Source organism: Tardiphaga sp. 37S4, assembly GCF_021044645.1.
In the GTDB taxonomy this organism is placed as follows: Bacteria; Pseudomonadota; Alphaproteobacteria; order Rhizobiales; family Xanthobacteraceae; genus Tardiphaga; species Tardiphaga robiniae.
Genome location: NZ_CP088008.1, coordinates 2,315,538 through 2,341,476, shown reverse-complemented (window position 1 = coordinate 2,341,476; position 25,939 = coordinate 2,315,538). Strand labels below are relative to the sequence as shown.

The 25,939-nt window shown below is 60.4% G+C and carries 41 protein-coding genes and 2 tRNA genes; 19 read left to right on the top strand and 24 right to left on the bottom strand.

Going from position 1 to position 25,939, the window contains the following annotated elements:
* Positions 1–98 precede the first annotated feature (98 nt).
* Positions 99–260 carry a hypothetical protein gene (locus tag LPB73_RS11465; RefSeq protein WP_231080635.1) on the bottom strand — a complete coding sequence of 54 codons (162 nt, stop codon included), beginning with the start codon at positions 258–260 and terminating at the stop codon, positions 99–101.
* A 309-nt stretch (positions 261–569) separates the two neighbouring features.
* On the opposite strand from LPB73_RS11465, the gene LPB73_RS11460 reads away from it, so the two are divergent.
* Positions 570–911 carry a DUF6481 family protein gene (locus LPB73_RS11460; protein WP_089264260.1) on the top strand — a complete coding sequence of 114 codons (342 nt, stop codon included), beginning with the start codon at positions 570–572 and terminating at the stop codon, positions 909–911.
* Between the two features lie 57 nt (positions 912–968).
* Here the strand turns inward: LPB73_RS11460 and LPB73_RS11455 are convergent, their stop codons facing one another.
* Together LPB73_RS11455 and LPB73_RS11450 are read right to left on the bottom strand one after the other, a co-directional pair.
* Entirely contained in the window at positions 969–1,457 is a 489-nt protein-coding gene (locus LPB73_RS11455; RefSeq protein ID WP_147421638.1) for a cupin domain-containing protein, read from the bottom strand.
* 125 nt (positions 1,458–1,582) lie between these two features.
* Positions 1,583–1,825, bottom strand: a complete 243-nt coding sequence (locus tag LPB73_RS11450) for a pentapeptide MXKDX repeat protein (protein ID WP_120290317.1) — start codon at positions 1,823–1,825, stop codon at positions 1,583–1,585.
* Between the two features lie 250 nt (positions 1,826–2,075).
* On the opposite strand from LPB73_RS11450, the gene dctP reads away from it, so the two are divergent.
* Complete coding sequence (gene dctP, locus LPB73_RS11445) at positions 2,076–3,098, top strand: TRAP transporter substrate-binding protein DctP (RefSeq protein WP_231080634.1); 1,023 nt, start codon at positions 2,076–2,078, stop codon at positions 3,096–3,098.
* 27 nt (positions 3,099–3,125) lie between these two features.
* On the opposite strand, the gene LPB73_RS11440 is transcribed toward dctP, so the two are convergent.
* From LPB73_RS11440 to LPB73_RS11425, 4 genes are all read right to left on the bottom strand, one after another.
* Entirely contained in the window at positions 3,126–4,022 is an 897-nt protein-coding gene (locus tag LPB73_RS11440) for a hydroxymethylglutaryl-CoA lyase (RefSeq protein WP_231080633.1), read from the bottom strand.
* Positions 4,023–4,054: 32 nt separating this feature from the next.
* Entirely contained in the window at positions 4,055–6,067 is a 2,013-nt protein-coding gene (locus tag LPB73_RS11435; RefSeq protein WP_231080632.1) for an acetyl/propionyl/methylcrotonyl-CoA carboxylase subunit alpha, read from the bottom strand.
* A 2-nt stretch (positions 6,068–6,069) separates the two neighbouring features.
* Entirely contained in the window at positions 6,070–7,674 is a 1,605-nt protein-coding gene (locus tag LPB73_RS11430) for a carboxyl transferase domain-containing protein (RefSeq protein WP_120289612.1), read from the bottom strand.
* A 166-nt stretch (positions 7,675–7,840) separates the two neighbouring features.
* On the bottom strand, positions 7,841–8,146 hold the full coding sequence (locus LPB73_RS11425) for an ETC complex I subunit (protein ID WP_089264254.1): 306 nt from the start codon (positions 8,144–8,146) through the stop codon (positions 7,841–7,843).
* A 263-nt stretch (positions 8,147–8,409) separates the two neighbouring features.
* Here LPB73_RS11425 and LPB73_RS11420 point away from each other — a divergent pair, with 263 nt between their 5' ends.
* On the top strand, positions 8,410–9,594 hold the full coding sequence (locus tag LPB73_RS11420) for an OpgC domain-containing protein (protein ID WP_093758518.1): 1,185 nt from the start codon (positions 8,410–8,412) through the stop codon (positions 9,592–9,594).
* A 91-nt stretch (positions 9,595–9,685) separates the two neighbouring features.
* Positions 9,686–9,762, top strand: a tRNA-Pro gene (locus LPB73_RS11415).
* Between the two features lie 21 nt (positions 9,763–9,783).
* On the opposite strand, the gene LPB73_RS11410 is transcribed toward LPB73_RS11415, so the two are convergent.
* The 5 genes from LPB73_RS11410 to LPB73_RS11390 form a co-directional block, all read right to left on the bottom strand.
* Positions 9,784–10,263: a DUF192 domain-containing protein gene (locus tag LPB73_RS11410; RefSeq protein ID WP_414716885.1), complete on the bottom strand. Its 480-nt coding sequence runs from the start codon at positions 10,261–10,263 to the stop codon at positions 9,784–9,786.
* Between the two features lie 164 nt (positions 10,264–10,427).
* Entirely contained in the window at positions 10,428–11,087 is a 660-nt protein-coding gene (locus tag LPB73_RS11405) for a cold-shock protein (protein ID WP_170849667.1), read from the bottom strand.
* Positions 11,088–11,280: 193 nt separating this feature from the next.
* Complete coding sequence (locus LPB73_RS11400) at positions 11,281–12,042, bottom strand: SIR2 family NAD-dependent protein deacylase (protein WP_231080631.1); 762 nt, start codon at positions 12,040–12,042, stop codon at positions 11,281–11,283.
* 104 nt (positions 12,043–12,146) lie between these two features.
* A complete protein-coding gene (locus LPB73_RS11395) occupies positions 12,147–12,461 on the bottom strand; it encodes an H-NS family nucleoid-associated regulatory protein (protein ID WP_120289604.1) in 315 nt (104 codons plus the stop codon).
* Between the two features lie 177 nt (positions 12,462–12,638).
* Positions 12,639–12,878, bottom strand: a complete 240-nt coding sequence (locus LPB73_RS11390; RefSeq protein ID WP_093758515.1) for a hypothetical protein — start codon at positions 12,876–12,878, stop codon at positions 12,639–12,641.
* A gap of 153 nt (positions 12,879–13,031) precedes the next feature.
* Between LPB73_RS11390 and LPB73_RS11385 the strand changes: the two genes are divergently transcribed.
* Positions 13,032–13,505, top strand: coding sequence for a hypothetical protein (locus LPB73_RS11385; protein ID WP_120289602.1), 474 nt, complete (start codon positions 13,032–13,034; stop codon positions 13,503–13,505).
* Positions 13,506–13,612: 107 nt separating this feature from the next.
* Here the strand turns inward: LPB73_RS11385 and LPB73_RS11380 are convergent, their stop codons facing one another.
* The 3 genes from LPB73_RS11380 to LPB73_RS11370 all read right to left on the bottom strand — a co-directional run bounded on the left by LPB73_RS11380 (position 13,613) and on the right by LPB73_RS11370 (position 14,546).
* Positions 13,613–13,810 (bottom strand): DUF3606 domain-containing protein, encoded by a 198-nt coding sequence (locus tag LPB73_RS11380; RefSeq protein WP_068736505.1) that lies wholly within the window; start codon positions 13,808–13,810, stop codon positions 13,613–13,615.
* Positions 13,811–13,929: 119 nt separating this feature from the next.
* Positions 13,930–14,178: a DUF6719 family protein gene (locus LPB73_RS11375; RefSeq protein WP_139212548.1), complete on the bottom strand. Its 249-nt coding sequence runs from the start codon at positions 14,176–14,178 to the stop codon at positions 13,930–13,932.
* A 161-nt stretch (positions 14,179–14,339) separates the two neighbouring features.
* Positions 14,340–14,546, bottom strand: coding sequence for a hypothetical protein (locus LPB73_RS11370; protein WP_089264246.1), 207 nt, complete (start codon positions 14,544–14,546; stop codon positions 14,340–14,342).
* Between the two features lie 282 nt (positions 14,547–14,828).
* Between LPB73_RS11370 and LPB73_RS11365 the strand changes: the two genes are divergently transcribed.
* Positions 14,829–14,996, top strand: coding sequence for a hypothetical protein (locus LPB73_RS11365; RefSeq protein ID WP_158550333.1), 168 nt, complete (start codon positions 14,829–14,831; stop codon positions 14,994–14,996).
* A 112-nt stretch (positions 14,997–15,108) separates the two neighbouring features.
* On the top strand, positions 15,109–15,405 hold the full coding sequence (locus LPB73_RS11360) for a hypothetical protein (RefSeq protein WP_120289595.1): 297 nt from the start codon (positions 15,109–15,111) through the stop codon (positions 15,403–15,405).
* A gap of 124 nt (positions 15,406–15,529) precedes the next feature.
* Here LPB73_RS11360 and LPB73_RS11355 read toward each other — a convergent pair whose 3' ends face one another.
* Positions 15,530–15,856, bottom strand: coding sequence for a hypothetical protein (locus LPB73_RS11355; RefSeq protein ID WP_092143275.1), 327 nt, complete (start codon positions 15,854–15,856; stop codon positions 15,530–15,532).
* 467 nt (positions 15,857–16,323) lie between these two features.
* Here LPB73_RS11355 and LPB73_RS11350 point away from each other — a divergent pair, with 467 nt between their 5' ends.
* Together LPB73_RS11350 and LPB73_RS11345 are read left to right on the top strand one after the other, a co-directional pair.
* Complete coding sequence (locus LPB73_RS11350) at positions 16,324–16,569, top strand: hypothetical protein (protein WP_120289591.1); 246 nt, start codon at positions 16,324–16,326, stop codon at positions 16,567–16,569.
* Between the two features lie 96 nt (positions 16,570–16,665).
* Positions 16,666–17,031, top strand: coding sequence for a PRC-barrel domain-containing protein (locus LPB73_RS11345; RefSeq protein ID WP_231080630.1), 366 nt, complete (start codon positions 16,666–16,668; stop codon positions 17,029–17,031).
* 82 nt (positions 17,032–17,113) lie between these two features.
* On the opposite strand, the gene LPB73_RS11340 is transcribed toward LPB73_RS11345, so the two are convergent.
* Positions 17,114–17,287: a DUF3606 domain-containing protein gene (locus tag LPB73_RS11340; protein ID WP_089264239.1), complete on the bottom strand. Its 174-nt coding sequence runs from the start codon at positions 17,285–17,287 to the stop codon at positions 17,114–17,116.
* 255 nt (positions 17,288–17,542) lie between these two features.
* On the opposite strand from LPB73_RS11340, the gene LPB73_RS11335 reads away from it, so the two are divergent.
* Positions 17,543–17,710, top strand: coding sequence for a hypothetical protein (locus tag LPB73_RS11335; RefSeq protein WP_170849665.1), 168 nt, complete (start codon positions 17,543–17,545; stop codon positions 17,708–17,710).
* Between the two features lie 29 nt (positions 17,711–17,739).
* On the opposite strand, the gene LPB73_RS11330 is transcribed toward LPB73_RS11335, so the two are convergent.
* The 3 genes from LPB73_RS11330 to LPB73_RS29115 all read right to left on the bottom strand — a co-directional run bounded on the left by LPB73_RS11330 (position 17,740) and on the right by LPB73_RS29115 (position 18,780).
* Positions 17,740–17,961: a hypothetical protein gene (locus tag LPB73_RS11330; RefSeq protein ID WP_231080629.1), complete on the bottom strand. Its 222-nt coding sequence runs from the start codon at positions 17,959–17,961 to the stop codon at positions 17,740–17,742.
* 299 nt (positions 17,962–18,260) lie between these two features.
* Entirely contained in the window at positions 18,261–18,446 is a 186-nt protein-coding gene (locus LPB73_RS11325) for a hypothetical protein (protein WP_231080628.1), read from the bottom strand.
* A 208-nt stretch (positions 18,447–18,654) separates the two neighbouring features.
* Positions 18,655–18,780, bottom strand: coding sequence for a hypothetical protein (locus LPB73_RS29115; protein WP_256461297.1), 126 nt, complete (start codon positions 18,778–18,780; stop codon positions 18,655–18,657).
* Between the two features lie 161 nt (positions 18,781–18,941).
* Here LPB73_RS29115 and LPB73_RS11320 point away from each other — a divergent pair, with 161 nt between their 5' ends.
* From LPB73_RS11320 to LPB73_RS11305, 4 genes are all read left to right on the top strand, one after another.
* Positions 18,942–19,466, top strand: a complete 525-nt coding sequence (locus tag LPB73_RS11320; protein WP_175368960.1) for a PAS domain-containing protein — start codon at positions 18,942–18,944, stop codon at positions 19,464–19,466.
* A gap of 163 nt (positions 19,467–19,629) precedes the next feature.
* On the top strand, positions 19,630–19,797 hold the full coding sequence (locus LPB73_RS11315; protein ID WP_231080627.1) for a hypothetical protein: 168 nt from the start codon (positions 19,630–19,632) through the stop codon (positions 19,795–19,797).
* 138 nt (positions 19,798–19,935) lie between these two features.
* A complete protein-coding gene (locus LPB73_RS11310) occupies positions 19,936–20,385 on the top strand; it encodes a VOC family protein (RefSeq protein WP_089264233.1) in 450 nt (149 codons plus the stop codon).
* 330 nt (positions 20,386–20,715) lie between these two features.
* Positions 20,716–21,363, top strand: a complete 648-nt coding sequence (locus LPB73_RS11305; RefSeq protein WP_231080626.1) for a glutathione S-transferase family protein — start codon at positions 20,716–20,718, stop codon at positions 21,361–21,363.
* A gap of 21 nt (positions 21,364–21,384) precedes the next feature.
* Here LPB73_RS11305 and LPB73_RS11300 read toward each other — a convergent pair whose 3' ends face one another.
* Together LPB73_RS11300 and LPB73_RS11295 are read right to left on the bottom strand one after the other, a co-directional pair.
* Positions 21,385–21,537, bottom strand: coding sequence for a hypothetical protein (locus LPB73_RS11300; RefSeq protein WP_231080625.1), 153 nt, complete (start codon positions 21,535–21,537; stop codon positions 21,385–21,387).
* 12 nt (positions 21,538–21,549) lie between these two features.
* Positions 21,550–21,804, bottom strand: a complete 255-nt coding sequence (locus LPB73_RS11295; protein WP_068736534.1) for a PilZ domain-containing protein — start codon at positions 21,802–21,804, stop codon at positions 21,550–21,552.
* 329 nt (positions 21,805–22,133) lie between these two features.
* Here LPB73_RS11295 and LPB73_RS11290 point away from each other — a divergent pair.
* The 3 genes from LPB73_RS11290 (at position 22,134) to LPB73_RS11280 (ending at position 23,278) form a co-directional block, all read left to right on the top strand.
* A tRNA-Glu gene (locus LPB73_RS11290) sits at positions 22,134–22,208 on the top strand.
* A gap of 158 nt (positions 22,209–22,366) precedes the next feature.
* On the top strand, positions 22,367–22,906 hold the full coding sequence (locus LPB73_RS11285) for a hypothetical protein (RefSeq protein WP_231080624.1): 540 nt from the start codon (positions 22,367–22,369) through the stop codon (positions 22,904–22,906).
* 135 nt (positions 22,907–23,041) lie between these two features.
* Positions 23,042–23,278, top strand: coding sequence for a hypothetical protein (locus LPB73_RS11280; protein WP_068736536.1), 237 nt, complete (start codon positions 23,042–23,044; stop codon positions 23,276–23,278).
* 21 nt (positions 23,279–23,299) lie between these two features.
* Here LPB73_RS11280 and LPB73_RS11275 read toward each other — a convergent pair whose 3' ends face one another.
* The gene (locus LPB73_RS11275) at positions 23,300–23,893 is read right to left on the bottom strand and encodes a DedA family protein (RefSeq protein ID WP_231080623.1); all 594 of its coding nucleotides are present in this window, start codon (positions 23,891–23,893) and stop codon (positions 23,300–23,302) included.
* Positions 23,894–24,091: 198 nt separating this feature from the next.
* On the opposite strand from LPB73_RS11275, the gene LPB73_RS11270 reads away from it, so the two are divergent.
* On the top strand, positions 24,092–24,382 hold the full coding sequence (locus LPB73_RS11270) for a hypothetical protein (RefSeq protein ID WP_199712062.1): 291 nt from the start codon (positions 24,092–24,094) through the stop codon (positions 24,380–24,382).
* A gap of 3 nt (positions 24,383–24,385) precedes the next feature.
* Here LPB73_RS11270 and LPB73_RS11265 read toward each other — a convergent pair whose 3' ends face one another.
* Positions 24,386–24,646 (bottom strand): hypothetical protein, encoded by a 261-nt coding sequence (locus LPB73_RS11265; protein WP_068736902.1) that lies wholly within the window; start codon positions 24,644–24,646, stop codon positions 24,386–24,388.
* A gap of 156 nt (positions 24,647–24,802) precedes the next feature.
* Here LPB73_RS11265 and LPB73_RS11260 point away from each other — a divergent pair, with 156 nt between their 5' ends.
* Positions 24,803–25,828 carry a PrsW family glutamic-type intramembrane protease gene (locus LPB73_RS11260; RefSeq protein WP_231080622.1) on the top strand — a complete coding sequence of 342 codons (1,026 nt, stop codon included), beginning with the start codon at positions 24,803–24,805 and terminating at the stop codon, positions 25,826–25,828.
* Positions 25,829–25,939 lie beyond the last annotated feature (111 nt).

Sequence of the window (25,939 nt, the reverse complement as noted above, 5' to 3'; positions counted from 1 at the left end):
GAAAGTTCCTGATCAGTCAGCCGGAGGGCACCGCAGGTTCAAGGCAGCAGCACGGCCGCTGCAAAGCCGCAACATGGCCATTTTGGCTACAAATGTTGCTAAGGGCCTGCTTCTGCTGCGAATTGCAGCCCTTTGAAAGTCAGTCGCTTGGGGTCGCGAACGCCCGCCAGATACAGGCCGCGAATGAAGTGGGTCACCATGTCGCGATCACAGCCGGTCAGAATGACCACGGCATCGACGGCTGTCTTCTGGGCATCCATATCGGTCCTCGCGCCGCACAGGCGGCTTGCTCCGCGCGCTCCAAATCGCCGGATGACCAAAACATGCCCGATTCCCGGGATTTGCGGATATACGCGGATCACCCCGGCGCAAGTTCCGCCCCAGCCTCGCGCAGGCCTCCTTGCCGGCAAATCATGCGTAAGATTGCCGTAAATCGCAGATAGTTGATGCGTTGCCGCGCTGTCGGCTGTAAACCGCAGCGGAGTTTCGGCCATTGCCTGGGTGTTTGCCCGGCTGCCGCACCCGACAATGACCCACCCCAAACCGAAGAAAGCGACAAGGCCTCGTTCATGTCATTTAAGGAACCCAGCTTCGCGGATCGCCAGAAGGCTGCGATCGAAGCCAAGAAGAACATTCTGAACAAATTCAAGGCAGCACCGGGGCCCGATGATCCTGCCGTGAAGGCGCGCGCCGCCGAGCGCGAAGCCGCTGCCGTCGCACGCGCGGAAGCCAAGGCCATCCGCGACGCTGAGAAGGCCGTCCAGAAGGCTCGCGAAGCCGAAGAAGCGGCTGCCGCTGTAGCCCAGGCTGCGCGCGAAAAGGAAGAAGCCGCGCTTGCCCAGGCCGCGCTGGAAGCCCAGCAGAAAGCCGCCCGCGACGCCCGCTACGCCGCCCGCAAGAAGCGTAAATAAGCACGAGATCAGCGTGCCATCATCCGATGGCACGCTGCCTGAATTGATTGTCCGAGGTCAGTTCGTTTTGCCGAATTGCGGCTCGTCGGGTTTGACGAAATTGTTGCCGCTCGGGCCGTAGCCGGTGATCTGAATCACGGCCCCCTCTTCCCGTGTGCCGTCCCAATGCACCGCACCGGCGGGATGCACCATGTAGCCGCCGGTCTTCATCGGGATCGACTTTTCGGGCACGAAGGCTTCGCCCGTGCCGGTGTACCAGGTGCCCGACAGCACCACGACGTGACGATCTTCCGGATGCTTGTGCGGCTTGCTCATGATGCCGGGCGGCCACTTGATCCGCAGAACATAGATGCCCTGCTTCGAGGGATCTCCGTAAAGTGTCGCGACTTCAACGCCGACACCGAACGGATTCTTCCAGACTTCCTCGCCCTGATTGATGCGCACGAAGCCCATCTGATCGGTGGCGCTCCATGTCGTCACGCTTGGAAACAGTGTTGCTGCGATCAGACAAGTCGCCGCAACGACGAGGCGTCGTTCTTTTTTCATCATGGCCTCCCAGGCATTTTCTTGTGCGCGGAGGCTATGCCGAGTTTTCAGGTCCAGCAACGAGCAGCGCAACATGACAAGCCCGTCGCGCGGACGGGCCCGTCACAGCGATGCGTGTGAAGACGTTACTTCTTCATCATTCCATCGTCCTTCTTCATCATGCCGTCTTTCTTCATGCCATCGTCCTTCTTCATACCGTCGTGAGACATGGCATCCTTCTTCATACCGTCGCCCTTCGACATGGTGTCCTTTTTCATGCCGTCATCCTTACTCATCTTGTCTTGAGCGAAGGCGGCAGGTGCCAGCGCGAGGCTGAGCGAGACGAGCGCGGCGGACACGCCGAGCGCAAACCTGGTGGAGATGGTCATGATGTTTTTCCTCGGATCCATTTCTGAAGCGCGACGTCTGTCGCTATGAACCAGACGTACCGAGGTCGCGGTTTGTTACGTCGCATCAAAAAAGTCTTGATGATGCATCCGATAGCCATTGCGTGCGACGCAACATCACTTGCCCGCCGGTTCGGATTGTATAAACGAAGGGACGCGCGGTGACGGAGCAACAGGACGCGGGCGCATTTTGTCCCGCCCGGCACCAGACGAACACTTTCAGGAGTTACGCATGCTGACTCGCCGCCACATCCTTGGATCGGCCCTCGCCGTGCCTGCGATCCTCCGTTGCGGCATCAATACGGCGCAGGCAGCGACTACACTGAAGATCTCGCACCAGTTTCCCGGCGGCACCATCGATAACGGCGACTTCCGCGACCGTCTGGTCCGGACTTTCGCCGCCGCCATCGCCAAGCAGAGTGGCGGCGACCTCGTTGCCGAGGTTTATCCGGATTCGTCGCTGATCAAGGCAGATGCGCAATTTTCCGCCATGCGCAAAGGGACTCTCGATCTCAGCCTTTATCCCTTGCCTTATGCCGGCAATGAATTGCCGGAAGCGAATATCGGCCTGATGCCCGGTCTGGTCTCGACCTACGATCAGGGCTTGCGCTGGAAGAACCTGCCGATCGGCAAGGCACTGAGCGACATTCTCGCCGACAAGGGCATCATGCTGCTGACCTGGGTATGGCAGGCCGGCGGTGTGGCTAGCCGCTCACGCCCGCTCGTTGTGCCTGAGGACGCCAAGGGGCTCACGGTACGCGGTGGTTCGCGCGAGATGAACATGATGCTGCAGACTGCCGGCGCACGCGTGCTCTCAATGCCGTCTAACGAAATTTACGCAGCAATGAAGAGCGGCGCCTGTGATGCCGGCATCACCTCATCGACCAGCCTCATCTCATTCAAGCTGAGCGAAGTCGCCAAGCATCTGACCTCCGGCGCGGGTGCGTCCTACTGGTTCATGCTTGAGCCTCTGCTAATGTCCAAGGCTGTGTTCGACAAGTTGCCAAAAGCACACCAGGATATTCTGGTCTCGGTCGGCGGCGAGATGGAAGCCTTCGGCAAGGCGGGCGCGCAGCAAGACGATGTCGAAGTGTCCAGGGTCTATGAGAAGGCCGGCGCCAAGGTCAGCGCGCTCGACGCTGCGACCGTCGGCAAGTGGCGCGATATCGCGCGCGATACGGCATGGAAGGACTATGTCGCCAAGACGCCGCTCACCGCGAACCTCCTCAAGCTCGCGCTGGACGTCCCGGCCTGACCTATCCTGTCGTCCGCCAGCTGGCTCTCAGCGCGTCTTCGCGTTGAGCGCGGAGGCGACACGGCTGACCGGCGGGCGGCCGATCAGATCGCTGATTGTGTTGGTCGCAGCGAGCAGCTTGTTCATATCGACGCCCGTGGCAACCCCCATGCCTTCCAGCATGTAGACCACATCTTCGGTGCCGACATTGCCGGTCGCACCGGGCGCATAGGGGCAGCCACCGAGACCGCCGGCAGCGCTGTCGACAACGCGACAGCCTTCTTCCATCCCGGCATAGAGATTGGCCAGCGCCTGACCATAAGTGTCGTGGAAGTGCATCGCGAGCTTCGGCATGGGAACCGAGCCAGCAACGGCGCGCAGCATCTGCCGCGCCTTCGACGGCGTCCCGACACCGATCGTGTCGCCGAGTGAGACTTCGTAGCAGCCGAGATCAAACAGTGTCTTCGAGACATCGACGACCGCCTGCGGCGCGACGTCGCCATCATAGGGACAACCGAGAACGCAGGACACGTAACCCCGCACGCGGATGCCGTCGGCCTTGGCGCGCTCGATCACCGGCTTGAAGCGCTCGATGGATTCGGCGACCGAGCAATTGATGTTGGCACGCGAAAAGCCTTCCGAGGCCGAGGCGAACACCGCGATGACTTTCGCGCCGACCGCCTTCGCGCCCTCATAGCCCTTCTCGTTCGGCACCAGCACATGGAATTCACCGGGCAAATCGCGCACGCCGAGAAATACCTGATCCGAACCCATCATTTTGGGGATCGCCTTGGGCGACACGAACGAGCCGACCTCGACCGTATGCAGGCCAGCCCCGACCAACGCCTTCACGAAGGCGATGCGGTCTTCGACCGACACCGGCGTCTTTTCATTCTGCAGACCGTCGCGCGGACCGACCTCGACGATACGAACCTGATCACTCATGCTTGTTTCAATCTCACACGTCTTCCAGAAGATCAGGCGCTCGGCTCGACTTCCGCGAGCTCGACGCCTTCTCCAACGATATCGCCGACCTTGCACTTGATGCGCTTGAGCACGCCGGCAAACGGCGCACGCAATGTCTGCTCCATCTTCATGACTTCCAAGGTCAGGATAGCAGCGCCTTTCTCAAGGGTCGCGCCCTCCTCGGCCAGCAGCGCCACCACGGTGCCGGGCAACGGCGCAACGATCTTGTCCTCGCCGACTTGCTCTTCATCGTCGCCGCCGAACGGATCGACCCAATGCATGTCGAAACGGCCGTGACGCGTACGCAGGTAGAGTTCGTGGCCCTCGATCACCGAAACGATGTGCGAACGCGCTCCGTCCAGCGTCAGATCGAAATGCCCGTCATCGGCCGCAGCCGTCTCAAACGCCAGTTCGCGAGTGCCGATCGAAATCGTTGCAGGACCGCTGCCGTAATTCAACGTCACGCGCTGCTCGTCCGAACCATGCTTGAATTTGAACACCCGCTGGCGACGCCCGACCGGCATCCAACCAGCCGTCTGCCAGGGCGAGGTACCGGCGGCCCGTGCTGCCTGCGCTTCGTTCGAGACGATGGCGGCGACGGCCGCGCATAGTTCGAGATCGCCAGGCGCCGCCGAGTTCGGCGTCAACACTTTTAATTCACGCTCGATAAAGCCGGTGTCGATGGTGTTGGCACGCACATCCGGATGCGTCACAAGCGCCGACAGGAACGGCGTGTTGGTGACGATGCCGCGAATATCGGTTTCTTCCAGCCCACGGTTGAGCCGGTTGATCGCGGCATCGCGCGTCGGCGCCCAGGCAATCACCTTCGCGAGCATGGCGTCATAGTTCGGCGACACCGCGTCACCCTCGCGATAGCCAGCATCGATGCGCAAGCCGTTCGTCTCAGCGGGCGTCCGCCAGGCGCGAATCTTGCCAACCGAGGGCATGAAATTCTTGTGCGGATTCTCGGCGTAAACCCGCGCCTCGATGGCGTGGCCGTTGAGCTTGATCTCGCTTTGCGTCAGCGGCAGCTTTTCGCCGAATGCCACACGCAACTGCCATTCGACGAGATCAACCGACGTAATCAGTTCGGTGACGGGATGCTCGACTTGCAGGCGCGTGTTCATCTCGATGAAGAACACGTCCTTGCCGTCAGAGACGAATTCGATAGTGCCGGCGCCGACATAGTTCACCGCGCCTGCGGCCTTGCGTGCAGCCGCGCAAACCGCCTCACGCTGCGCGCCGTTCAACGTCGGCGACGGCGCCTCTTCGATCACCTTCTGATGCCGTCGCTGCAGCGTGCATTCGCGCTCGAACAGCGAGACCAGATTGCCATGACTGTCGCCGACGATCTGCACTTCGATATGGCGGGGATTGTCGACATACTTCTCGATCAGCATGCGATCGTCGCCGAATGCTGCCTTCGCCTCGCGCTTGGCGCTGACGATGGCCGGAGCCAGTTCAGCCGCCGAACGCACCACGCGCATGCCACGCCCGCCGCCGCCGGCGGAAGCCTTCACCAGAACCGGGAAGCCGATCTTGTCGGCCGCCTTGGCCAGTGTCGCGTCATCCTGCGCTTCGCCGTGGAATCCCGGCACCAGCGGCACGCCAGCCTTCTCCATCAACGCCTTGGAGCCCGACTTCGAGCCCATCGCAGTGATCATCTCCGCAGTAGGTCCAACGAAGATCAGGCCGGCATCGGCACAAGCCTGCGCGAACTCGGCGCTCTCCGAGAGAAAGCCGTAGCCGGGATGGATCGCCTCGGCGCCGGTCTTCTTTGCAGCTTCGAGAATGCGCTCGATATTGAGATAGCTGTCGCGCGCACGCGCCGGGCCGATCAACACGGCCTCGTCGGCTTCCGCGACATGCAGCGCATTGGCATCTGCCTCGGAATAGACCGCGACGGTGCGCAAGCCCATGGCCCGCGCGGTACGGATGACGCGGCAGGCTATCTCGCCGCGATTGGCGATCAGGAGCGTGCGAAAGCGGCGATATAAAGCTTTTGAGATTTCGGCTTTGGCCATCATCACATCCTGAACAGGCCGAAGCGCGTCGGCTCGATCGGCGCATTGGCCGACGCTGACAAGCCAAGTCCGAGCACCAGGCGCGTATCTGCGGGATCGATCACGCCATCATCCCAGAGGCGCGCCGTTGCGTAATACGGGCTGCCCTGGGTCTCGAACTGGTCGCGTGTCGGCTTGCGAAACGCTTCCTCCTCTTCGGTCGACCAGGTGCCGCCCTTGGCTTCGATATTGTCGCGGCGCAGCTGACTCAGCACCATCGCTGCCTGCTCGCCGCCCATCACCGAGATACGGGCATTGGGCCACATCCACAGAAAGCGCGGGCTGTAGGCGCGGCCGCACATGCCGTAATTGCCGGCGCCGTAGGAGCCGCCGACAACCACGGTGAATTTCGGGACGTTGGCCGTAGCGACGGCTGTCACCAGCTTGGCGCCATCGCGCGCAATACCGCCGGCTTCGTATTTCTTGCCGACCATGAAGCCGGTGATGTTCTGCAGGAACACCAGCGGGATGTTGCGCTGGCAGCAGAGCTCGATGAAATGCGCGCCCTTCAGCGAGCTCTCGCTGAACAGGATTCCGTTGTTGGCGATGATGCCGACCGGGAAACCCCAGATATGCGCGAAGCCGCAGATCAGCGTCGTGCCGTAGAGCTTCTTGAATTCGTCGAATTCGGAGCCGTCGACAATGCGCGCGATGATGTCGTGCATATCGAACGGCTTGCGCGCGTCGGCAGGAATGACACCGTAGAGTTCTTCAGCTGCATACAGGGGATCGCGCGGCGACTGCATGTTCAGTGTGGCCCGCTGTGGTGGCTTCAGCGTTGCGACGATTTTTCGCGCGATGCCGATGGCGTGGCCATCGTTCTGTGCGTAGTGATCGGTGACGCCAGACTGCCGCGAATGTACATCCGCGCCGCCAAGTTCTTCGGCGGTGACCACCTCGCCGGTTGCGGCCTTCACCAGCGGCGGACCGCCGAGGAAGATCGTGCCCTGATTGCGCACGATGATGCTCTCGTCGGACATCGCCGGCATATAGGCGCCGCCGGCGGTGCACGAGCCCATCACGACAGCAATCTGCGGAATGCCCTGCGCCGACATCTGCGCCTGATTGTAGAAGATGCGGCCGAAGTGGCGCTCATCCGGAAAGATGTCGTCCTGCTGCGGCAGAAACGCACCGCCGGAGTCCACCATGTAGATACACGGCAGATTGTTCTGCCGCGCGATGTCCTGCGCGCGCAGATGCTTCTTCACCGTCATCGGATAGTAGGTGCCGCCCTTGATGGTCGCATCATTGGCGACGATCATGCACTCCCTGCCTGACACTCGGCCGACGCCAGTGATGACGCTGGCGGAATGGACATCGCCGCCATAGAGGCCGTTGGCGGCCAATGGCGAGAGTTCGAGGAAGGCCGTGCCGGGATCGATCATCAGATCGACACGCTCGCGGGCCAGCATCTTGCCGCGCGCGGTGTGCTTGGCGCGGGACGCCTTGCCGCCGCCGCCGGCGACCGCACCGAGCTTGTCCTTGAGCTCGGCAACCTGCGCCTTCATCACATCGACATTGCGTTTGAACTCGGCCGAGGTGGGATCGATCGTGGAGCGAAGCGACATCGGCTTCCGTTTCCTGGAGGGTCTGTTTCTTGTTTGCACGGCGGCCCGGCAACGGGCCTGCCATGATGGTGTCACCCCGTCGTGGCGGGACGCAACCCTAACTTTCGGTGCTGGTCAGGGTGAGATTTGGAGCGTTACCGGGGCTGATTTGCCCGCAAACCGGTCGTCAGTGCGACCATGGCTCCGAGCGGCGGAACGCAAAATTGTCGGCATAGGCGATGGTCCGGGGCGCACGCACCTTGGGCTCGATCACCTGATAGGCAATGCCTTCGCGTTCGCAGTAGGCGACCGCCTCTTCCTTACTGTCGAAGTGGATGGACAGCTGCTGCTTCATGTCACCGGACGACGTCCAGCCCATCAGGGGCTCGATCACCCGCGCCTGCTCCGGCTCATAATCGAGCTGCCAGTCCTTGGTCTTGGCGAGGCCTGCCTGCATGGCATTCTTGGGGGCTTTGAAGATACGTGCGGTCATGGAATGCGATAGCCTTTTAAGGATGGGCCTTCGTCTCGGGATTAGCGTCTCGGGATCGGCCTTGGTCAGCTGCGACACTGCGACAAATTGGTGAAAACGGCGGGGCTGGTATATCCATTTGTCACGAATTTGATCCGTGATTCCGTCGTTTGGCGGCTTCGTTATTGTGTATATTCGTTCCACGGCGTCGTGACAATCGGGGCACGAAGCGGTCTATCTGATCTCGCAATTCGGCATCACGAAGGGCTCCTGAAGCGGCACCCATGGATATTCACGCCATCCTTCCCCCCAAAGGCCGAGACCTTCGGCTGGACCTGTTCCGCGGTATCGCCAACTGGGCGATCTACCTCGATCACATCCCCGACAATGTGGTGAACTGGGTCACCACCCGGAACTATGGCTTCTCCGACGCGGCCGACCTGTTCGTCTTCATCTCCGGCTACACGGCGTCCTTCGTCTACGCCAAGATGATGCTGGAGCGGGGCTTCATCGTCGGCGCTACGCGCCTCACCAAGCGGGTCTGGCAGCTCTATGTCGCCCACGTTATCCTGTTCGTGATCTACATCGCCGCCATCGGCTATGTGGCGCAGCGCTATAACGACCCCGACATCATCAACGAGTTCAACGTTGCCGGTCTGGTCGACAATCCGATCCAGACGCTGACGCAAGGTCTGCTGCTCAAGTTCAAGCCGCTCAATCTCGACGTGCTGCCACTCTATATTGTGCTGATGGGCCTGTTCCCGCCGGTGCTGTGGATGATGCTGCGCAAGCCGGATCTGACGATGCTGGCGTCGCTGGCGCTGTATTTCGCGGCACGCCAGTTCGGCTGGAATCTGCCCGCCTATCCCTACGGCGTCTGGTACTTCAACCCGTTCACCTGGCAATTACTGTTTGTGTTCGGCGCCTGGTTCGCGCTCGGCGGCGCGCTCGAGTCACGCTCGGTGATCCGCTCCAAGGTGCTGCTGTATTTTGGCATCGCCTATCTCTTGTTCTCGCTTGTCATGACCATGGCCGGTCGCTTCCCGGACACCGGCCACATGATCATGCCGGACTGGTTGTTCGACGCGTTCAATCCAAACGACAAGACCAACCTCGCGCCCTATCGCGTGCTGCATTTCGTGATCATCGCCTTCTTCGTCACCCGCTTCGTGCCGAAGGAATGGAAAGGCCTGGAGTGGCCGGTGTTTCAGCCGCTCATCAAATGCGGCCAGCAGTCGCTTGCCGTATTCTGCGTCGGCGTGTTCCTGTCCTTCGTCGGCCACTTCCAGCTGATGATGTCGTCGGGCTCGCTGCTGGCGCAAATATTCGTCAGCGCCGCCGGCATCGGCATCATGACCGGCGTGGCCTATTACATCTCGTGGTCGAAGAAGCAGGACAAGCCGTTGCCGAAGCCGGCAGCTCCCGCAACGTCAGAACAGCAGGCATCGCCGTCGAAAGCCGCAGAATAGACCCGTTGTCGAACATGGTGCGGGACAGGCGAGAAATCGCCGGCAGATGCCTTGCTGCCCCCGGCCTAAGCGTGTATCGACACCGCATCGTCGGGGTATAGCGCAGCCTGGTAGCGCGGCGGTTTTGGGTACCGCAGGTCCTAGGTTCGAATCCTAGTGCCCCGACCATCCCCCATAATATTCAATGACTTAGCGCTTCTTGAACAGCGAATGGACCACTTGGTCTCCCGGCGCGATTCCGTATTTTTTGGCGGTGCCTGCGACCACTTCGAGAACAGCCCGTGCGGGGCCTCCCGATGAAATGATCTTGAGGGATTGTGGCTCGGTATTCTCCGCGATCCGGAGCACCCGGCCGTCGCCGGTAATGAAGACCATGTCGAGCGAAACGAAGGTGTTCTTCATCCACATGGAGACCTGCTGCTCCGGCGTGAAGTCGAACAGCATGCCGCGGCCGTCCGCGAGCTCCTTGCGGTACATCAGACCGGTCGCCCGCTCCTCGTCGGTCTTGGCGATTTCGACGGAGAACATCCGCACACCTGACTTGGTGACGATTTCGAGCGGCTGGAATTCGGCGGCTGCGGCTGGCTTGTAAGGGCCGACAAGGGCCAGAGCGGCGATCACCGCCAGCATCGAGAGGCGGCAGCGGGCGGCGAAGCGAAACAGACTCATGAAGGGCAATCCACGCAAAGAGCCCGGTCAGGACGCCGGGCGGCGCGACCCTAGCCTGACGACGCGTGCCAGCGCCAGACGGTCGTGATGCACAGCCGCGTGATGGCCCTCGGACAGTAAGGCTGGCAGGAAACCCGCAAGAAACTTGGAAAACCGTAGACGGCTTAGTGCGACGAAAGACCCGGCGTACCGCCTTCGGGCTGGATCTCGGCAGCCATCATGCCCTTGGAGCCGGGCCCAAAGCGCACCAGCACATACTGGCCGGGACGCAGCTCGGTCATGCCGAAGCGGCGCAGGGTTTCCATGTGGACGAAGATATCCGGCGTGCCTTCGCCGCAGCTGAGGAAGCCGAAGCCACGCAGCCGGTTGAACCACTTCACCTGCGCCCGCTCAAGGCCACTGGTAGGCGTCACGCTGACATGAGTGCGCGGCGGCAACATCTGCGCGGGATGGATGGCAGTCGACTCGTCCATCGAGACAACGCGGAAAGCCTGATAGCCCTTGGACCGCTGGGTGCATTCAACGACCACACGGGCACCTTCATAGGCCGTCTGGTAGCCGTCGCGGCGAAGCACGGTCACATGCAGGAGCACGTCGGCTGCGCCATTGTCAGGAATGATGAAGCCATAACCCTTGGAAGCATCGAACCACTTGATAACACCGCTGATCTCGACGAGATCGACGGCGTTGCCTTCGCCGACACCCGCAAAGGGGTCGAGTGCGTCGCGGCTTGCGTTGCCTGAAAGCTCATTCCCTGGTCGCGGACCACCCGCTCCGGGAATCAGTCCCCCCAACCGCTTGGACTCAAATGCGTCCGACCCCATGGCCCCGGATCCCACTATCATTTGCGCTGTCAGCCCTGTCAGCGCCATCTCACATGCCCCATCGAAGCTAATTCACGATGGCGCGGTGCGAATCTTTCGATTCGAAGATAACACTGTCGCCTGATCAGCAAAGACAAAAAACGAACACAGTGACAGCTATGAACAGCTTGCGCTCAAACGAATCAGATGCGCATCAATTTCCGACGAATGGTCCGAGCGTTTCGCCGATATCATGGCGAATGACAAGGTCAGCGTGATCGTCCTGCTCGGTCGCCTCATTGTTGATGATGACAAGACGTGCACCGGCATGTTTCGCCATCATCGGGAATCCCGCTGCGGGCCACACGACGAGCGACGATCCAATCGCAATAAACAGATCGCAGCGCTGCGATAGCTCAGCTGCGCGACGCATCTCATCTTCAGGCATCGCCTGACCGAATGAGATCGTCGCAGCCTTCACGGGCTCGCCGCATGCCGTGCAGTCTGGCGCCTGTCTTTCGGAATCGAATCTGCTCTTCACCCAATCGAGCTCATAGCGCCTCGCGCAACCGATGCAACGCGCATAGGTCGTATTGCCGTGCAGCTCGATCACAGCGTCAGCCTTGAAGCCGGACGCTTGATGCAAGTTGTCGATGTTTTGGGTGATCACAGCGGGAATCTTGCCGGCCTTGTAGAGTGAGGCGAGCGCGCGATGCCCGCGACCAGGCTTGGCGGCAGCGAATGTCTCTTCCATCGCAAAGCGCCGGCGCCAGGCTTCATCGCGCGCATCCTGACTGGCGACGAACTCGTCGAACGGAATTGGCCGGTTACGGGTCCACAAGCCACCAGGCGAACGGAAATCGGGAATGCCTGTTTCGGTCGAGATCCCCGCGCCGGTGAACGGCACGATGGTTCTCGCCTCGGCGATCATCTCGCCAAGACGATCCACGCCAGTGGGAAGGTCAGTTGCAATCATTGGAAGGTCCGAGAGGAAGTGATCCGACGACAATGCCGCAGACCGGGATCCGGTGCCATGCCGGGATCAACGCATGTTTCGCTTCGTCGCCACGTTTCCTGGATCTATTTCGCTTTGGCGCGTCCATTCCTTGCGGGCTTGTCGATCAAAAAGTCTTCCCGCTTGCGACCGGCGGCGATCTCCTTCGCGAGCCAGCCCGCTACACCGCCGCGCCCGGTCCAGGTCTCTCCCGTCTTGGGATGGCGATACTTCGCCGGAACCTTGATGCCTTTGACACGGCTGGTTTTGCCATCGACGCTTCTGATCTGTGCGAGTTGCGCCTGCAATTCGGCACGGTGGGCTTGCAGTTGCTTGTCGATATCCTCCCGCAATGCGAGGAGTTCGGGAACCGAAAGAGATTTGATATCAAGGGCCGGCATAAACAAGCTCCGATCAAATGCGTCCGCACTCCTTCCCAAGGCGCGCAAAATACGCGCCAGCGTGCGTCAATTAAATGAAATGCGGGCGGTGTCAAAACACCACATCAAAATCAAATATCGGGGCGAAGCTGAAATGAGCTCCGCCCTTAAGTAATTAAATACCGATTTGCGAAATCTTTATGCAGCCCGCGAGACATCGGCGGAGAGCTCGCTCTTCGGCAGATCGTCCTTCTTCGGCTTTGCCACCGGCGTTGCCTGAGACTTCTTCACGGACTTGCCGTACTGCGCGAGCTTATCCAGCTCGGCTTCGAGCTCAGCCTGACGCGCAGCAACTTTTTCCGCCAGCTTGTCGGATGCATGATCGCGCAGTGCCGCAAGTTCCTCGATGCTCAGTGAGTCCAGATCGATCTTGGCCATGGAAATCTCCGTTTGTTCCGAACTAGCGATAACATCCATGCGCCGCAAGCGCGGCAGCGCGATCATCCACCGAAGACATCATGATGGATGCAATTCAATTGACGTCGAGCTCTTGCTTCGCAGAGAATGGATGCGGGATTGGGGAAACGCGTCATGGCATCTTGGAAAGAAGAGCGTGACCGGCTGGTCGCGCAGACGCTCGCATTCGTACAGGAAGTCGCCGCAGCGCATCCGGTCGCGGCCCAGCGACTGAACATCTGGCAACCGCCGAGCCACGCGCCGTCGCACGCGTCCGATTCAACGGAAACCGTCACCTCGCCTGCCATCATGGAGGCAGATCGCTTGACGGCCCCTGCTTTGATTGTACATGCGGCGAACGCGGCAATTGAAACCTCGGAGCGCAGTTCGCAGGACCTTCCTGTTGCAGGTCCAACCAACGTGCCATCTCCTGCCCGGAGAGATCCGCTTTATTCGGGCCCATCCGAGCGGGCCGAGATCCTCAAGCGCGTTGCGTCGTTCAAGGCTCGCCAGGCCCAGATGATCCACGAGCGCGACGTCTATTACGAAGCTATGCAGACGCGTATCCGCACAACGCTGCGGAACGATTCCGGGCGCGACCGGTTGTAAAGCCGGAGCAGTTTCCCCGATGCTCTGTTTTCAGAAAGCCCCGTCCTCCCCCGGCGGGGCTTTCGCCTTGCGGGCTTCAACGTGAGGAGACGGTCTGTCGGTTCGGGTTATTTGCCGAGGTGTCGCCGCACGGCGGCAACCGACGAGCCGACCTTTTCGATCGCGGCGTTCAATTCGGTCGGCGAGACGCTCAGCCGATAGGCCCAATAGTCGCGTTGGGAAGCATCACTGGAATCGATCACCGGCGCCGGCCGGACGCCACGTTCGGACGCCAGGACGGCGGCGACTGGGACGAGACTGATCATGCCGGCAGGGTAACACGTCGCCCGCACAGCCCAAGCGAGTGCACACTCCAACGTTAACAGGCGATTGATGCGATCTCGGAAAGTCGTCCAGTCAAAGCAAGAAGTCTTGCCGCGAGCAATTACTGAACCACCGAGCCCAGCGAGGCCTGGATCTCATTGAGCGGGATGCACAACTTCTTGCGGCGCAGGCCACGAATGGCGCCGGTGACCTTTAAGATCTTGCCGGCCGCACATGACCCGTCCTGGACCAGCGCGCTCTCGTAAGGCGCCAGGATGAGCGGTTCAGCTGTCCGAATGGACTGAGCGGCGGAAGGTGTGGCCAACGCCACCAGAGAAATTCCGAAAGTCCCCAAAACCCAAAAACGCATGGTCGTCCCCAACACAGCAAATACGCACCGGTCCAAGGGTAATCGTTCACGCCCTTCAATTTTTGCAGTCAGCTCTCCCCGAGCCGTTACCGCAATTATTGCCCCGGACCACCGCGAAACACAAAGCAATTTTCGCGCCGATTTCCGGTTTCAGCATAGGGTCAGAGCGTGACCTGCTCGTGACCGCACTCCTTGCAGGTGAAAGACACCCGCGCGACACCCTTTGGCGCCGAGACCTTGTTCGCCGCGCCGCACTTGCCGCAGGTCGTCATAATCCGTGTGTCGCCCTGCTTCACCACCAGCGCCTTGCGCTCCATAGTCTCGCGGATCAGACGCTCGGCCTCTTCGCGCATTGCCTGCTTGCTCATGCAGCTCTCCTGACAGACGCCGAAGCAAAAGGCCCCGAGCGAGCGGCCTTATAGCTGATGACGATGACACTCTCCATCGCGATCAAAATCGGGAGCCCCGGATCGCACCATTCCCCTGCAGAATTCCGTGCATTCCAATCTCCCGTAGCGAGATCCCGATGGACAGAATGGCTGACCTGAGCTAGAACAAATAGAGAACATCATTCGCCAATGTTTTATCGGGACGTCACAGGAATCGCCGGATTGGCGGGGCATACGCGGCTGGAAAACTGGGAGACTGACATGGATTTGCAGGCACGTATCGACCTTTGGAAAAGCATCGATCCGGATCCGGAATTCTGCCGCAAGGCAGAACGAGAAATGCTGCTCTTGAGTTGTCAGGACGAAGACTGGGTCAACGCGCGGATGCGGGATTTCGAACAGGCGCTTGCGTTGGAGAGTGCTGAATAACGGAACCCTTTGGCGTCGACGGCGTTACGTCTGCGCTGGAATATCCAACCTCGCTTCACAGCGGTGATGCGAGGTTTTGTTTTGCCGGTGATTCGGTGCGAGAGATCTGAGCTTGCGTGAGCGTCGCGCGCTGCGACTTATCCACCGGTCGCCTTGCAAAGATCGGATTGATGCCGCATTCGGCATCGATGCTCTCCTTGGGGAGCGAAACGAAGAGAAGAAAATGAACGAAGAAAGAATTTCAGCGGCGCGCGCCGACATGGAACGCCGGGTGGCAGAATTTCGCGAGAAGCAGGCGAAGTTCCAGCGCGAACGTGAAGACTATTACGAGACCACGATCGAAAAGGTACGGGCAACCGACTGGAACGAGTTCGTGACACCCCGTCAGGAGCGCCGTGTGCGGCACTAGCTACGATCTGCTCGCAGCAGCGACCAATAAAAAGCCCGCCATTTCTGGCGGGCTTTTTATTGAATGCGCGTCACGCACGTGCAGCGCAATAGGCCCGAAGCAATGCTCCGGGCCGTGTTCGGCCCTACCAATAACCATAGCTGCGATAGTAACGCGGGCCATAGGCATAGGGGCCGGGACCATAGTAACCGCCATAGTAAGCCGGACGGTAATAACGCGGTCGGTAATATCCGTAGCCGGGACCGTAGCCATAATAGCGTGGGCCATATCCGTATCCGTACGGTCCGTACGCACCATAGGCCCCCGCGGCCAGCGCACCTGCGGCAATACCAAAGCCGATTGCGGGACCCGGTCCCCAACCTCTACCCCATCCGCGCGCTTCAGCAGGCGCCGTAACGGCGGTCGTGCCGATGGCTGCGACAGTGGCCAGGATCAATGCTGCTTTTTTCATGTGATACCCTTTCTGTTCACCACCGGCCAAATAACGCCAAGCTTTTTTGTTGGTTTCAGGGCCTGTAAGATTTCACCGCTCGGGTTCCGGACCGGAGGTGCGTCATGATGCCCATTCGCTATCGCCGTGCGCAACTCGCACGCCAGCTTCAGGCCTTTCACGCGGCGCATCCCGAATTCATCCGAGAGCGGCTTCGCGCTTTCGATGAACACAACGGACGCGACAAGATGATTCCCGTGACGCATCGCAAAATGAAACCGTCACCCTATGCGCGTCGCTTGGCTGCGCTCCCCCGCGACAAGGCGCCGATTAGCTCGGGGTGAAGCCTTAACGCGCCCCATATCGCCTTCACGTTTCATTAACCATGAGGGGCCGGTTATCGGAACGGCTCGCAAAGCCGACGCTTTCCTCTCCATGAATGTACGCGGAGTCGCACGGACACGCGTGCGAGCAGTGGAGTAATGGCGATGATTGAACAGATCGCAAAGATCGACAAGGCGCTCGATGAATTGCTCGTCGGCCTTGGCCAGATGGTGCTGCGCCTGTCGAGTCCGCATGTCACGCGTACGCGCGAGGAACGCGAGGCTCTTGTCCGCTCAGTCAATCAGTTCTCAACCTGCGCAGCCCGCTCCAGCGATCCGCGGGTCCTCAAGCTTGCTGACGACTTGCAAAATACGCTGAAGCCGCGCCTGCGTCTCGTGGCCAGTCACTGACGACGCTGGGCGTCCCAAAACATTTGCAGGGCAACGACGTAGGAACGTTTCTCCCTTTTACCTGTTGGCCAGACACAACCAAAAGGGAGGCTCTACATGCCCATCGAAGCAAGTGAACAAGGTAACCTGATTGGCAGCGACAAGGTCGAAGGCACCGCAGTGTTCGGCGCTGACGACCAGAAGATCGGTTCAATCGAGCGCGTGATGATCGACAAGAAGAGTGGCCGGGTGTCCTACGCTGTGCTCAGCTTTGGCGGCTTTCTCGGCATCGGCGACGATCACTATCCCCTGCCCTGGCAGTCGCTGAAATATGATACCGCACTGGGCGGTTATCGCACTGGCGTAACGCAGCAGCAGCTGGAGAACGCTCCCAAATACGGCAACGACAATAGTTGGAATTGGGCTGACACATCGCGGGCCCGCGCGGTGAACGATTACTACGGCGTTCCCATGGGCAGCTGACGCCAGGGATATACCACACAGCAGAACGGCACCCGATCGGGTGCCGTTCTTGTTTGTTCACCCAGTCCGATGCATCGGCACTCTAGTGCGCCAGTTCCTTGCGCACTGCCGCAGCCGCATTGCCGACTTTCTCTACTGTTGCCTGCAGCTTCTCGCGGGACACACCGAGCTGATGGGTCCAGTATTTCACCTCATGCGCCTCGTGCATGTTGATCTTGCTGCGATCCGGCTGACCCTTGTTCTTCCGGTCGTCCATCGTCGTCGGCCTCTTCAATTAACTGGTTGATGTACATGGCGAGCTGCTCGCCGGCGTCATTGAAATCTTCGTCCACGCAAGGTGTCCCATATGCCGTTTGGTGAGTGCAAAACATGCACGACTGTGACTTGTTCCGGGCGCCGCTCATCTGCCACACAAGCAATCGTTCAAATGCCGGAGATTCCGCCAACCCGGCTTTAACTGCACTTCCAGAGCTCGGAGAACCCAATCGCACCCGCGGCATTATGGGAGATGATGTCCACAGCCCTTGTCGTTCAAACCGTCGAACTGAGGCCGAACCCGCCGCCTTACGGTCGGCTGTCATTGCGCACGGGGGCATGGGACCAGTTGCAGGCGAAACGGGCCTATGACGACCATCACGAGCCGCCGGAGGCGCCGGTCGAGCTCGACAAGAAGGTCTGAGGAGCCAGCAGTCCGCGGCGATCCACGCTCTAGTGCGAAACGCTTCCACCAATGCCGACGCTCCCGCCGACCCTGATGCAGGTCGACGTCCCCTCAACCTGAACGAAGCCGGCGCCGTATTGCTTACACGGATCTGCTTTTCGTGGTGCCGGCGTCATGCTCTGCTTCGTTGCCACTGGCTTCTTCGACGCCGCAGCGAAGGCCTGCAGCGGTATGACAGCGATCAGCAATCCAACAACGACAATTCTCATGACCTTCCCCCGCCGCTCTTACGCGAGCCGTATAGCTCATTGGAACGAACGCCGCAGTGCGGTGTTTCCATGGCATGGGACCGAGAGAAGAAGATAATGGTGTATTGCTGCTCAGCGCGGTCGCGCTTGTCTGCGGAATGATCGCCTTCGTACCGTGGCTCCTCGAGCCGACACCCGCTGTTGCAAGCAAGAACGCCCGGCATGTCGCTTATGAACGACCTGTGTCGCAAGAGCCGGTGCGCGTGATCATGCCCTTTAGCCCGAACACCACGCCGAGCCAGCGTTGACGCTTTGCTTGGTTAGTTGGCAGTCACGGGCTGGCCGGCGGTGCGAGTGAGCTTGTCGGCTTTCAGCAGGACATGGTCCGTTGCCGGCTGCGGCCGGGCGAAGAAGCTCACCGCGACAAAGGCTGCGCAGAACAAAAATCCTACCAGCATCACCCGTCGATGCGTCGGCTTGTCGGCATTGTGAAACGAAGCGGACATGGTCACTCCCTCGATGGGAAATGAATAGCTCACTCTTATTTCCGCGCAATCATACTCTGGTTTTAACCTAACCGATGAAGGTTACTTGGCCGATCGGATTTTAACGAAGCCGTTGTGGACTGTTAATTTCCGGCGCTCCCGCGATCAAACTAAACTACAGAACCGCATCGTGAAGCGATAATACCTGGTTCGTTACTTCCTCTGCCTGTTACTTCTTATCGACGTTGTCCTGCGAAATCGGCGGAGTGCAGGTCTCCTTCGCATACTTCTCAGCGAGTTCGAATATTTCGCGACGGCGCTCCGGCTCGTTAATGGTGAGGTAAGTCACAACCATTTTTAAGGCCTCCTCGTCCGAAGCCCTTCCAAACCGCCACACGAGTAACACTCCCAAGTTGTACAGAAAGGTTTCGGAACCTTTTCCCTGTACGTTGAATTGAATGCCCATCAATATACGCAATATTACGGTCAGTTGGCCAATAAGTTCCGGGAGCGGTGATGATTGTCGGTCGGCCCATCTCGGAGATCTGCAGGGAGCTCGCCATCTCGGCGCAGGCGGGCCATCACACAGTTCTCGCGCAGATCCTGCGGATGGCTTCGCTCGAAGCCGCCCAGAGCGGCGTGCGTCATCATGAAGGCGATTCCAGTATCCAGGATCGATTGGTCGGCACCTGGGACTGGGACATCGCCAATGACCGCGTCTATGCAGACAGCAAATTCGCCCGTCTGTTCGGCGTCAATGCGGATTTGGCCTCGCGGGGCACGCCGTTGCAAGACTGGCTGGATGCCATTCATCCGGACGACATCGATGATGTCGCCGCCGCTATCACTCGCTCACTGACGACCGGTCAGGTGTTCTCCCGTGAATATCGTGTCGTCTCTCACGGCGACACGCATTGGGTCTATGCGCGCGGTAAGTGCACGCTCGATTCGTCGGGCAAGGCGGTTCGGTTTCCCGGCGCCATCGTCGACATCACGCGGGAGAAGATCGATGACCATCATTTCAGCATCGTCCCGACCTAATTCCGCACGGTTCGAGATTGCCCTTTACGACAGCGTTGCCGATAAAATGCTGCGGTCACGGCTTAATACATCGTCGCCGGGAACGTAGCCTTGCGCTGCCGGTTATGCCCGCATGGCAAGGAAATTTTTTAGCGTCGTCGTCGTTCGCTCCGTCGAGGAATCCGTGGAGATCGTCGTGGAGGCCAAGAGCGCCGATGATGCCCATGTGGCGGCCATTCAGCATTTGCGAAAAAACGGTGACGAATATGCGTGGGAGAAGCCGCGCAAGGATTTGACCGTCTGGCACAAGCGGGAAATCGATACGCCCGCCATCGTGGATGTCAGCGCCTGAGGGCAACGCTCTTCACAATTCAGATGGTGCGCCCTCTTTCTCAAGACGACATCTGCCATTTATCTTGTTTAGCTGCTATGGCAAGCGCCGCTGCCCTAGTGGTTGCACGCTTGTGTCGATCCCATGGAGACAATCCCAATGCGCTACCTTCACACCATGCTGCGCGTCCGCAATCTGGATGCGGCCCTGAAATTCTATGCCGATGCGCTCGGGCTCAAGGAAGTCCGCCGGGTCGACAACGACAAGGCGAAATTCACTCTGGTGTTCTTGTGCGCCGCCGAAGACGAGGCGTTACTTGCCAAGACCAAGGGACGAGGCGCGCCGCTGGTCGAACTCACTTACAACTGGGACGAAGAGAAATATGGCGAGGATCGCTATTTCGGTCATCTCGCTTATGAGGTCGACGACATCTATGCGACCTGCGACCGGTTGATGAAGCTCGGCATCACCATCAATCGTCCGCCGCGCGATGGCCAGATGGCCTTCGTTCGCTCGCCGGATCTGCATTCCATCGAGCTTCTGCAGAAAGGCGACGCACTGCCGCCGCAGGAGCCATGGTCGTCAATGCCCAACACCGGACATTGGTAACTCACAAAACGCATCGCTGCAGGTGCAGCGGTGGAACGCCATGAGCAGTGCCGCGTTGTTGATGCGATACTGATTTCATGGAGGCTGAGACAATGGGACGTGGAATTCTGCTCTGGCTGCTGGGTGTACCGATTCCGGTGATCATTCTGCTGTGGCTCTTCTTCGGTCGCTGACGCCTCCCAAGCTGAACCCATGAACAGGCCTCGCTCACGCGGGGCCTGTTTTGTTTGCGGGCTCGCTCCTTTGTGAGAGGTCAGCACCAGACCGGCCTTGCGATGGCGGCGCGTTGCTGGCTAAACCTGCGGCGCTTATTCGCCAGCGAGGTTCATCGTGCCACAGACTCCCACTCCATCCCTGCAGATCTGGGGCCGCGCCAATTCGGTCAATGTGCAAAAGGTTCTGTGGTGCTGCCATGAACTCGACGTCGCCTATGAGCGCATCGATGCCGGCATGCAATTTGGCCGCAACAGCGAGGCCGACTATCTGGCGATGAATCCCAACGGTCGCGTCCCCACCTTGGTGCAAGGCGATTTCGTGCTGTGGGAATCCAATTCCATCATGCGCTATATCGCCCTGGCCCATGGCGCTACATCGCCCCTCTACCCATCCACGCCAAAAGTGCGCGCCGGGATGGAGCGCTGGCTCGACTGGACATTGACGACATTGCAGCCGGCCGAGCGCCCGTTGTTTTGGGGACTGGTGCGGACGCCCGTCGCCGACCGCGACATGGCCGCGCTGCAGAAGGCCGCGGATGCCAATGCGGCGCTGTGGGAGATGGTCGACCGGCAACTTTCCCATCAGACCTGGATGGAAGGCGACGATTTCAGTCTCGCCGATATCGCCATCGGTTGCTATGCGCGGCGATGGTTCGGCGTCGAGGGTGTCACGCGCCCTGCACTTCCGCATCTGCAACGCTGGTATCAGGTGATCTCGGCACGGCCTGGCTTCCAGACCTATGTCGCGCCGCCGCTCTCCTGAGCGCAGGCGTTCGCTTGAACGTTAGTACAACGAACGTTCGAGCAGCAGGATGCCCATGATCACCACCAGCGTGATCGCGGCCACGATAAGGCGCGTGGACCAGTTCATGCCACGGCCGATCCACCACAGCAGCGCGCAGCCCATCAATACGGGAATGACGATATCGGGGCGCACGATGGTGCAGCCCTATGCGATGAAGCGAACGCCCAGCGTCTTGCCGCGGCGCCAGACCACTTCACACATACGCCCGGTGCGTGCGTCGCGCGAGAAGGCCAGCTTCATCTTGTTGGGGACCGACGTGGGATCGTCGACGACGACTTTCGCGCCGGAAGTCGAGAGATCCAGCACATTGCATTGCCGGGCCGCGAATCCACCGTCCAGCGTGATCCATGCGGCCTGGTGTACGGACCGGCGTGTGTCGCGTTTTTTCGTCACTGCCATCGCATCACTCCACGCCCCCGGGAGAGAGCCTTAAGCCTGCATGCTTTAAGAACCGTTGAGAGGTGCAGAAGAGTTCGAAATGTCCTGTGCACAAGGTCCGTGCGCCGCGCATGGGGATCATCCACCTGATCCCTCACCGCCCACTTGCCGACCCGAACAAACGTCACTATACGTTCGGCCGCTGGCACCAAACTGATTTGCTTTCGGTCGGTGCCGCCCGCGATAGATCAGCCCTAAAGCTTTGATGTTGCGGCGATTTTAGAAATAGCCGTGCAGAACCGCGGTATCCTTGGCCTGATTTCGGGCCGCTGGATCGGCCGGGGTTTTTTGCTCCCTTCGTCTATCGGTTAGGACGCCACCCTTTCACGGTGGAGAGAGCGGTTCGATTCCGCTAGGGAGCGCCATTCGCGCACTGCCCTGGGTTAGGCCACGTTATTGCCACCCGAGCCTTATTTTCGTTGAACTTGGCCGCGACCCTCCCGAAATTCACCCGTTCTGGATGGTTTTGTCGCGGATTGGAACGATCACACGCCATAGGACTTCGAGCTTCATGGTCGAAATCATGCCGAGCGCTTCCCAGCACAGTTACGCGTCCGAACCCAGTCACCCCTGGCGCATTAGCCAGCAGCCGATCATGGTTGCGGCTGCGGCCCTGTTTCTGGTCGTGATCGGCATCGGCGGCATATTCACGTGGCGCAGCTACAGCGGCGCAACGCCGGAGCCGGAGCGGCTCACCGCATCGCGCCTGCAACAGGCCCGTGTGGCGCAGGCGTCCGAACAGCTGATCGAAAAGACCAAAGGCATCGAGGCCACGCAGCAGCAGTCGATCGATCAGCTTCAGGTCGTGCAGGATCAGTTGCAGACCATGCAGCGTCTGATGACAGCGCAGCAGAACGAAGCGCGCAAGCTCAACGAGCAGGTCGGCGCCCTCACCTCCACGCTCGACACTCTCCGGCAGTCTTTTGCCAGCACCTCGGCAACTGACGACAAGCCTGCCGCGCGAGAGCAACCGCGCCGCTCACGCTCCCGCGCCGCGGCAAGCAAGGGCCGTCAGAAGATGAAGATCGTTGTGCAGCGCAAGCGCCCCGGGGCGCGCGGCTAAGCCATCCCGCGCGATTGCTCCCGAGCACACGTGAACTGCTTGTACTCTCCACAGCACCGCGCCTAGTCTGTCTGGCCGAACGCAATCTGCACTGCTCAAGGTGCGAGATCATGCGATACCGGCAGGGAGCGAGACATGAAGCATGACGGCGGCGATCACCTTCACGCGCACGACAGCGCGATGACCGAGAAATACGGCAGCACCACACTGGCAACACTCCGCAAGATCTACGGCAAGTTTTTCGCAGCCGGGCATCCCGACACGCTCACACTCAGCGAAGTGCTGCCGAAGCTCAACGACACGTCGCTCAGTCAGCTCCGCCGCGATCACGACACCGGACATCTCAAGAAAAAGATTTCGAAGGCGGCGTGATGCAACGCATTGGCGCTGTGCCTAGAATGCTTTGCGCAGCAACATCACGGTGAGCACGATCACGACGACCGGTGCTCCGAATGTCACCGGGAGCAACCATGGACTGTCGGCGTCGATGAGTGTGCCGGGGATGACGCCGATCAAGGCGTGATCGACGATCCAGACCATTGCTGACACGATACTGGCAATTTCGAACTTCAGACGCGGCATGCCGGCGATGCCTGCGACGCTGGTGACCAGTGCGCGCGCCGGCCCGATATGGTAGCCGACCATGATCGCCGCGATGCCGTAGCGCTCGAATAGCCCGCGTACCCGCGCCACCAGTTGCTGACGCGATTGGAGCATCCGCATCTCAAGCAGCCTCGGCCCACACCGTTTGCCGAGCTCATAGGACACGCTCATGCCGAGCACCGCGCCGCCGATGGCCCAAAGGACGAAAGTCCAGGACACCACGCCGGCGCCGATCAGCACCCCCGTCGCCGTCACGATGGCCGCAGCCGGAACGACGAAACTGGAGCCGACCAGACATCCGAAGAAGGCGATGACGAAACCGAGCGGTCCAGCCAAATCGGCTTGCGCCGCGATCAGCGCCGAGATTTTCTGAATGATGTCCATCAGGGGTGGGATTCCGACCGGCGCGCTGTGTTTCGTTCAGGCTGTGTTTCGTCCGTCACGAGCAATGAAACAAAACCGCGGTCGAAGAAACCATTTCCTCGCCTCCGCGCAAACCGCCTGAAGCGCACGCCCTCTATCCCATCGTTCCAACGACGCGCCGATCGGCGCACGGATGGACACAAGATCGAGGGACATACGATGACATTCACCACCGCCAAGCTCGCAGCCGCCACTGTTCTTGCATTCGGCATGCTGACCACCGTCTGCCACGCCTACAGCGCCGAGCAGGAACAGCTTTGCACGGGCGATGCGATGCGTCTCTGTAGTTCGGAGATCCCGGATGTCGATCGCGTCACGGCTTGCATGATCCGCAACAAGTCTCAGCTCAGCGACGGCTGCAAGTCGGTGTTCGCGCCGGCTTCGGCCTACCAGCCAGCATCGCTGCGGACCTCGAAGCCGGTCAATCTGGTGCCGGCCCGGATTCGCTGACGCCTAGCGCCGGCGCGCCACGGCGACGCCCAGCAGAAAAGCAACCAGCAGCGATCCCAGCGGCGCTTCACGCGCAACATTGGCCAGGATGCTCAAGGGCATGCCTGGCTTCTTGCCGGACTCGATGGCACCGCCGATGCGGTGCGCGGTCTCGGTCACCGCCTCTTTCACATCCGTGATCGTTTCTGTGATTGTCGACCTGGCCTCAGGCACGGGCTCGACGCCTTCGTAGATGTAGGGGGGTGTCTTTGCGTCGTCGGCCATGGTCATTTCCCGTGCGGCATGAGCTGTGTCAGCCCAATCGACCGAACACTGATTGGTTCCGGCCCTGGCCCGGGCCCGCCAGCTTCTCTTTTGTCGCAGGCGGCTCCCGCAAGAGTCACTCTTTCCGGCCTGCCCGGCCGTCTATAATTAAGTTCCATGAATCTGCTCGAATCGCTCCCCACCGTGATCGGTATCGCCGCCGTGGCACCAGCTCTGCTGGTGCTGTGGCTGGTGATTGCTGCCGATGAACGGCCGGGACCGCCCGGGTTGGTCTGGGCGTCATTCCTGCTGGGGGCCGCCAGCATCTCCCTGCTCGGCTATGCCCGCGCGCTGTTCGCGGCAATTCCGGGTCTTACGGACAACCCGACCCTGGCCATGGTGCTCCACGCTGTGTTTGGCGTCGCCGCGCCGGAGGAGATCGTGAAGATCTTCGTCATCATCGCGGTGTCCACCCAGCGCGCCCGGACGGCCGATCCAATGGACACGGTGGTTTATGGCGCCGCCGCCGGCCTCGGCTTCGCCGCCTACGAGAATCTCGTCTATCTCCTGCAATATCCCGAGATGTGGCGGACGCTCGCGGTGCTGCGCAGCGTACTGACCGTACCATTTCACGGCGCGCTCGGCGTCATCGCCGGCGCTTACATCGCCATCACCCGTTCCGGCCGTGCGCTCGGCGCCCATCGCCGCGACGGCTGGGCTTTCATTCGCACGCCCATGCTCATTGTTCTCGCGCCGGTGACGCTGCATGCCTGTTTCGATCTTCCTTTGCTGACGCTGCAGCGTCATCCGGAAATCGTCGGCGTGATGCGCCGCGTGCTGGAAGCTGCCGGCGTGGTGATCGGCTTCGGCACCATTGCGCTGGCGGCGCGGCTGGTCCGGCGGATCGGCGCGCATCATGCACCGCATACGGAGGTGTCACGCGAGAGGCTCAGCCAGTTGCGCGGCATGTGGGCACTGCTGGTTGCCGGCGGCGGTGCGGGCTTTGCCGGCACGGCCTTTTTGCTGACTTCGATTCATCACTGGTTTACGAACCCGGCGCGCAACGTCACCATGGTGCTGATCCCGCTCGGTCTGGCATCGATCGCCATCGGCGCCGTGCTGCTGGTGCTGACGACGACAGCCTATATTCTCGGGCGCAACCGCATGCGCACGGCCGCACCGGCCATGACCGCGCAGTCGTAACGTTCAAGACCTCACGCGACATTCGAGCTATTCCCGATCAACAAACTTGCACGCTTCCGCGTGTGAGCGGATAAATGCAAGGTACGGCCAGCATGCTGCCGGCCAGATCAG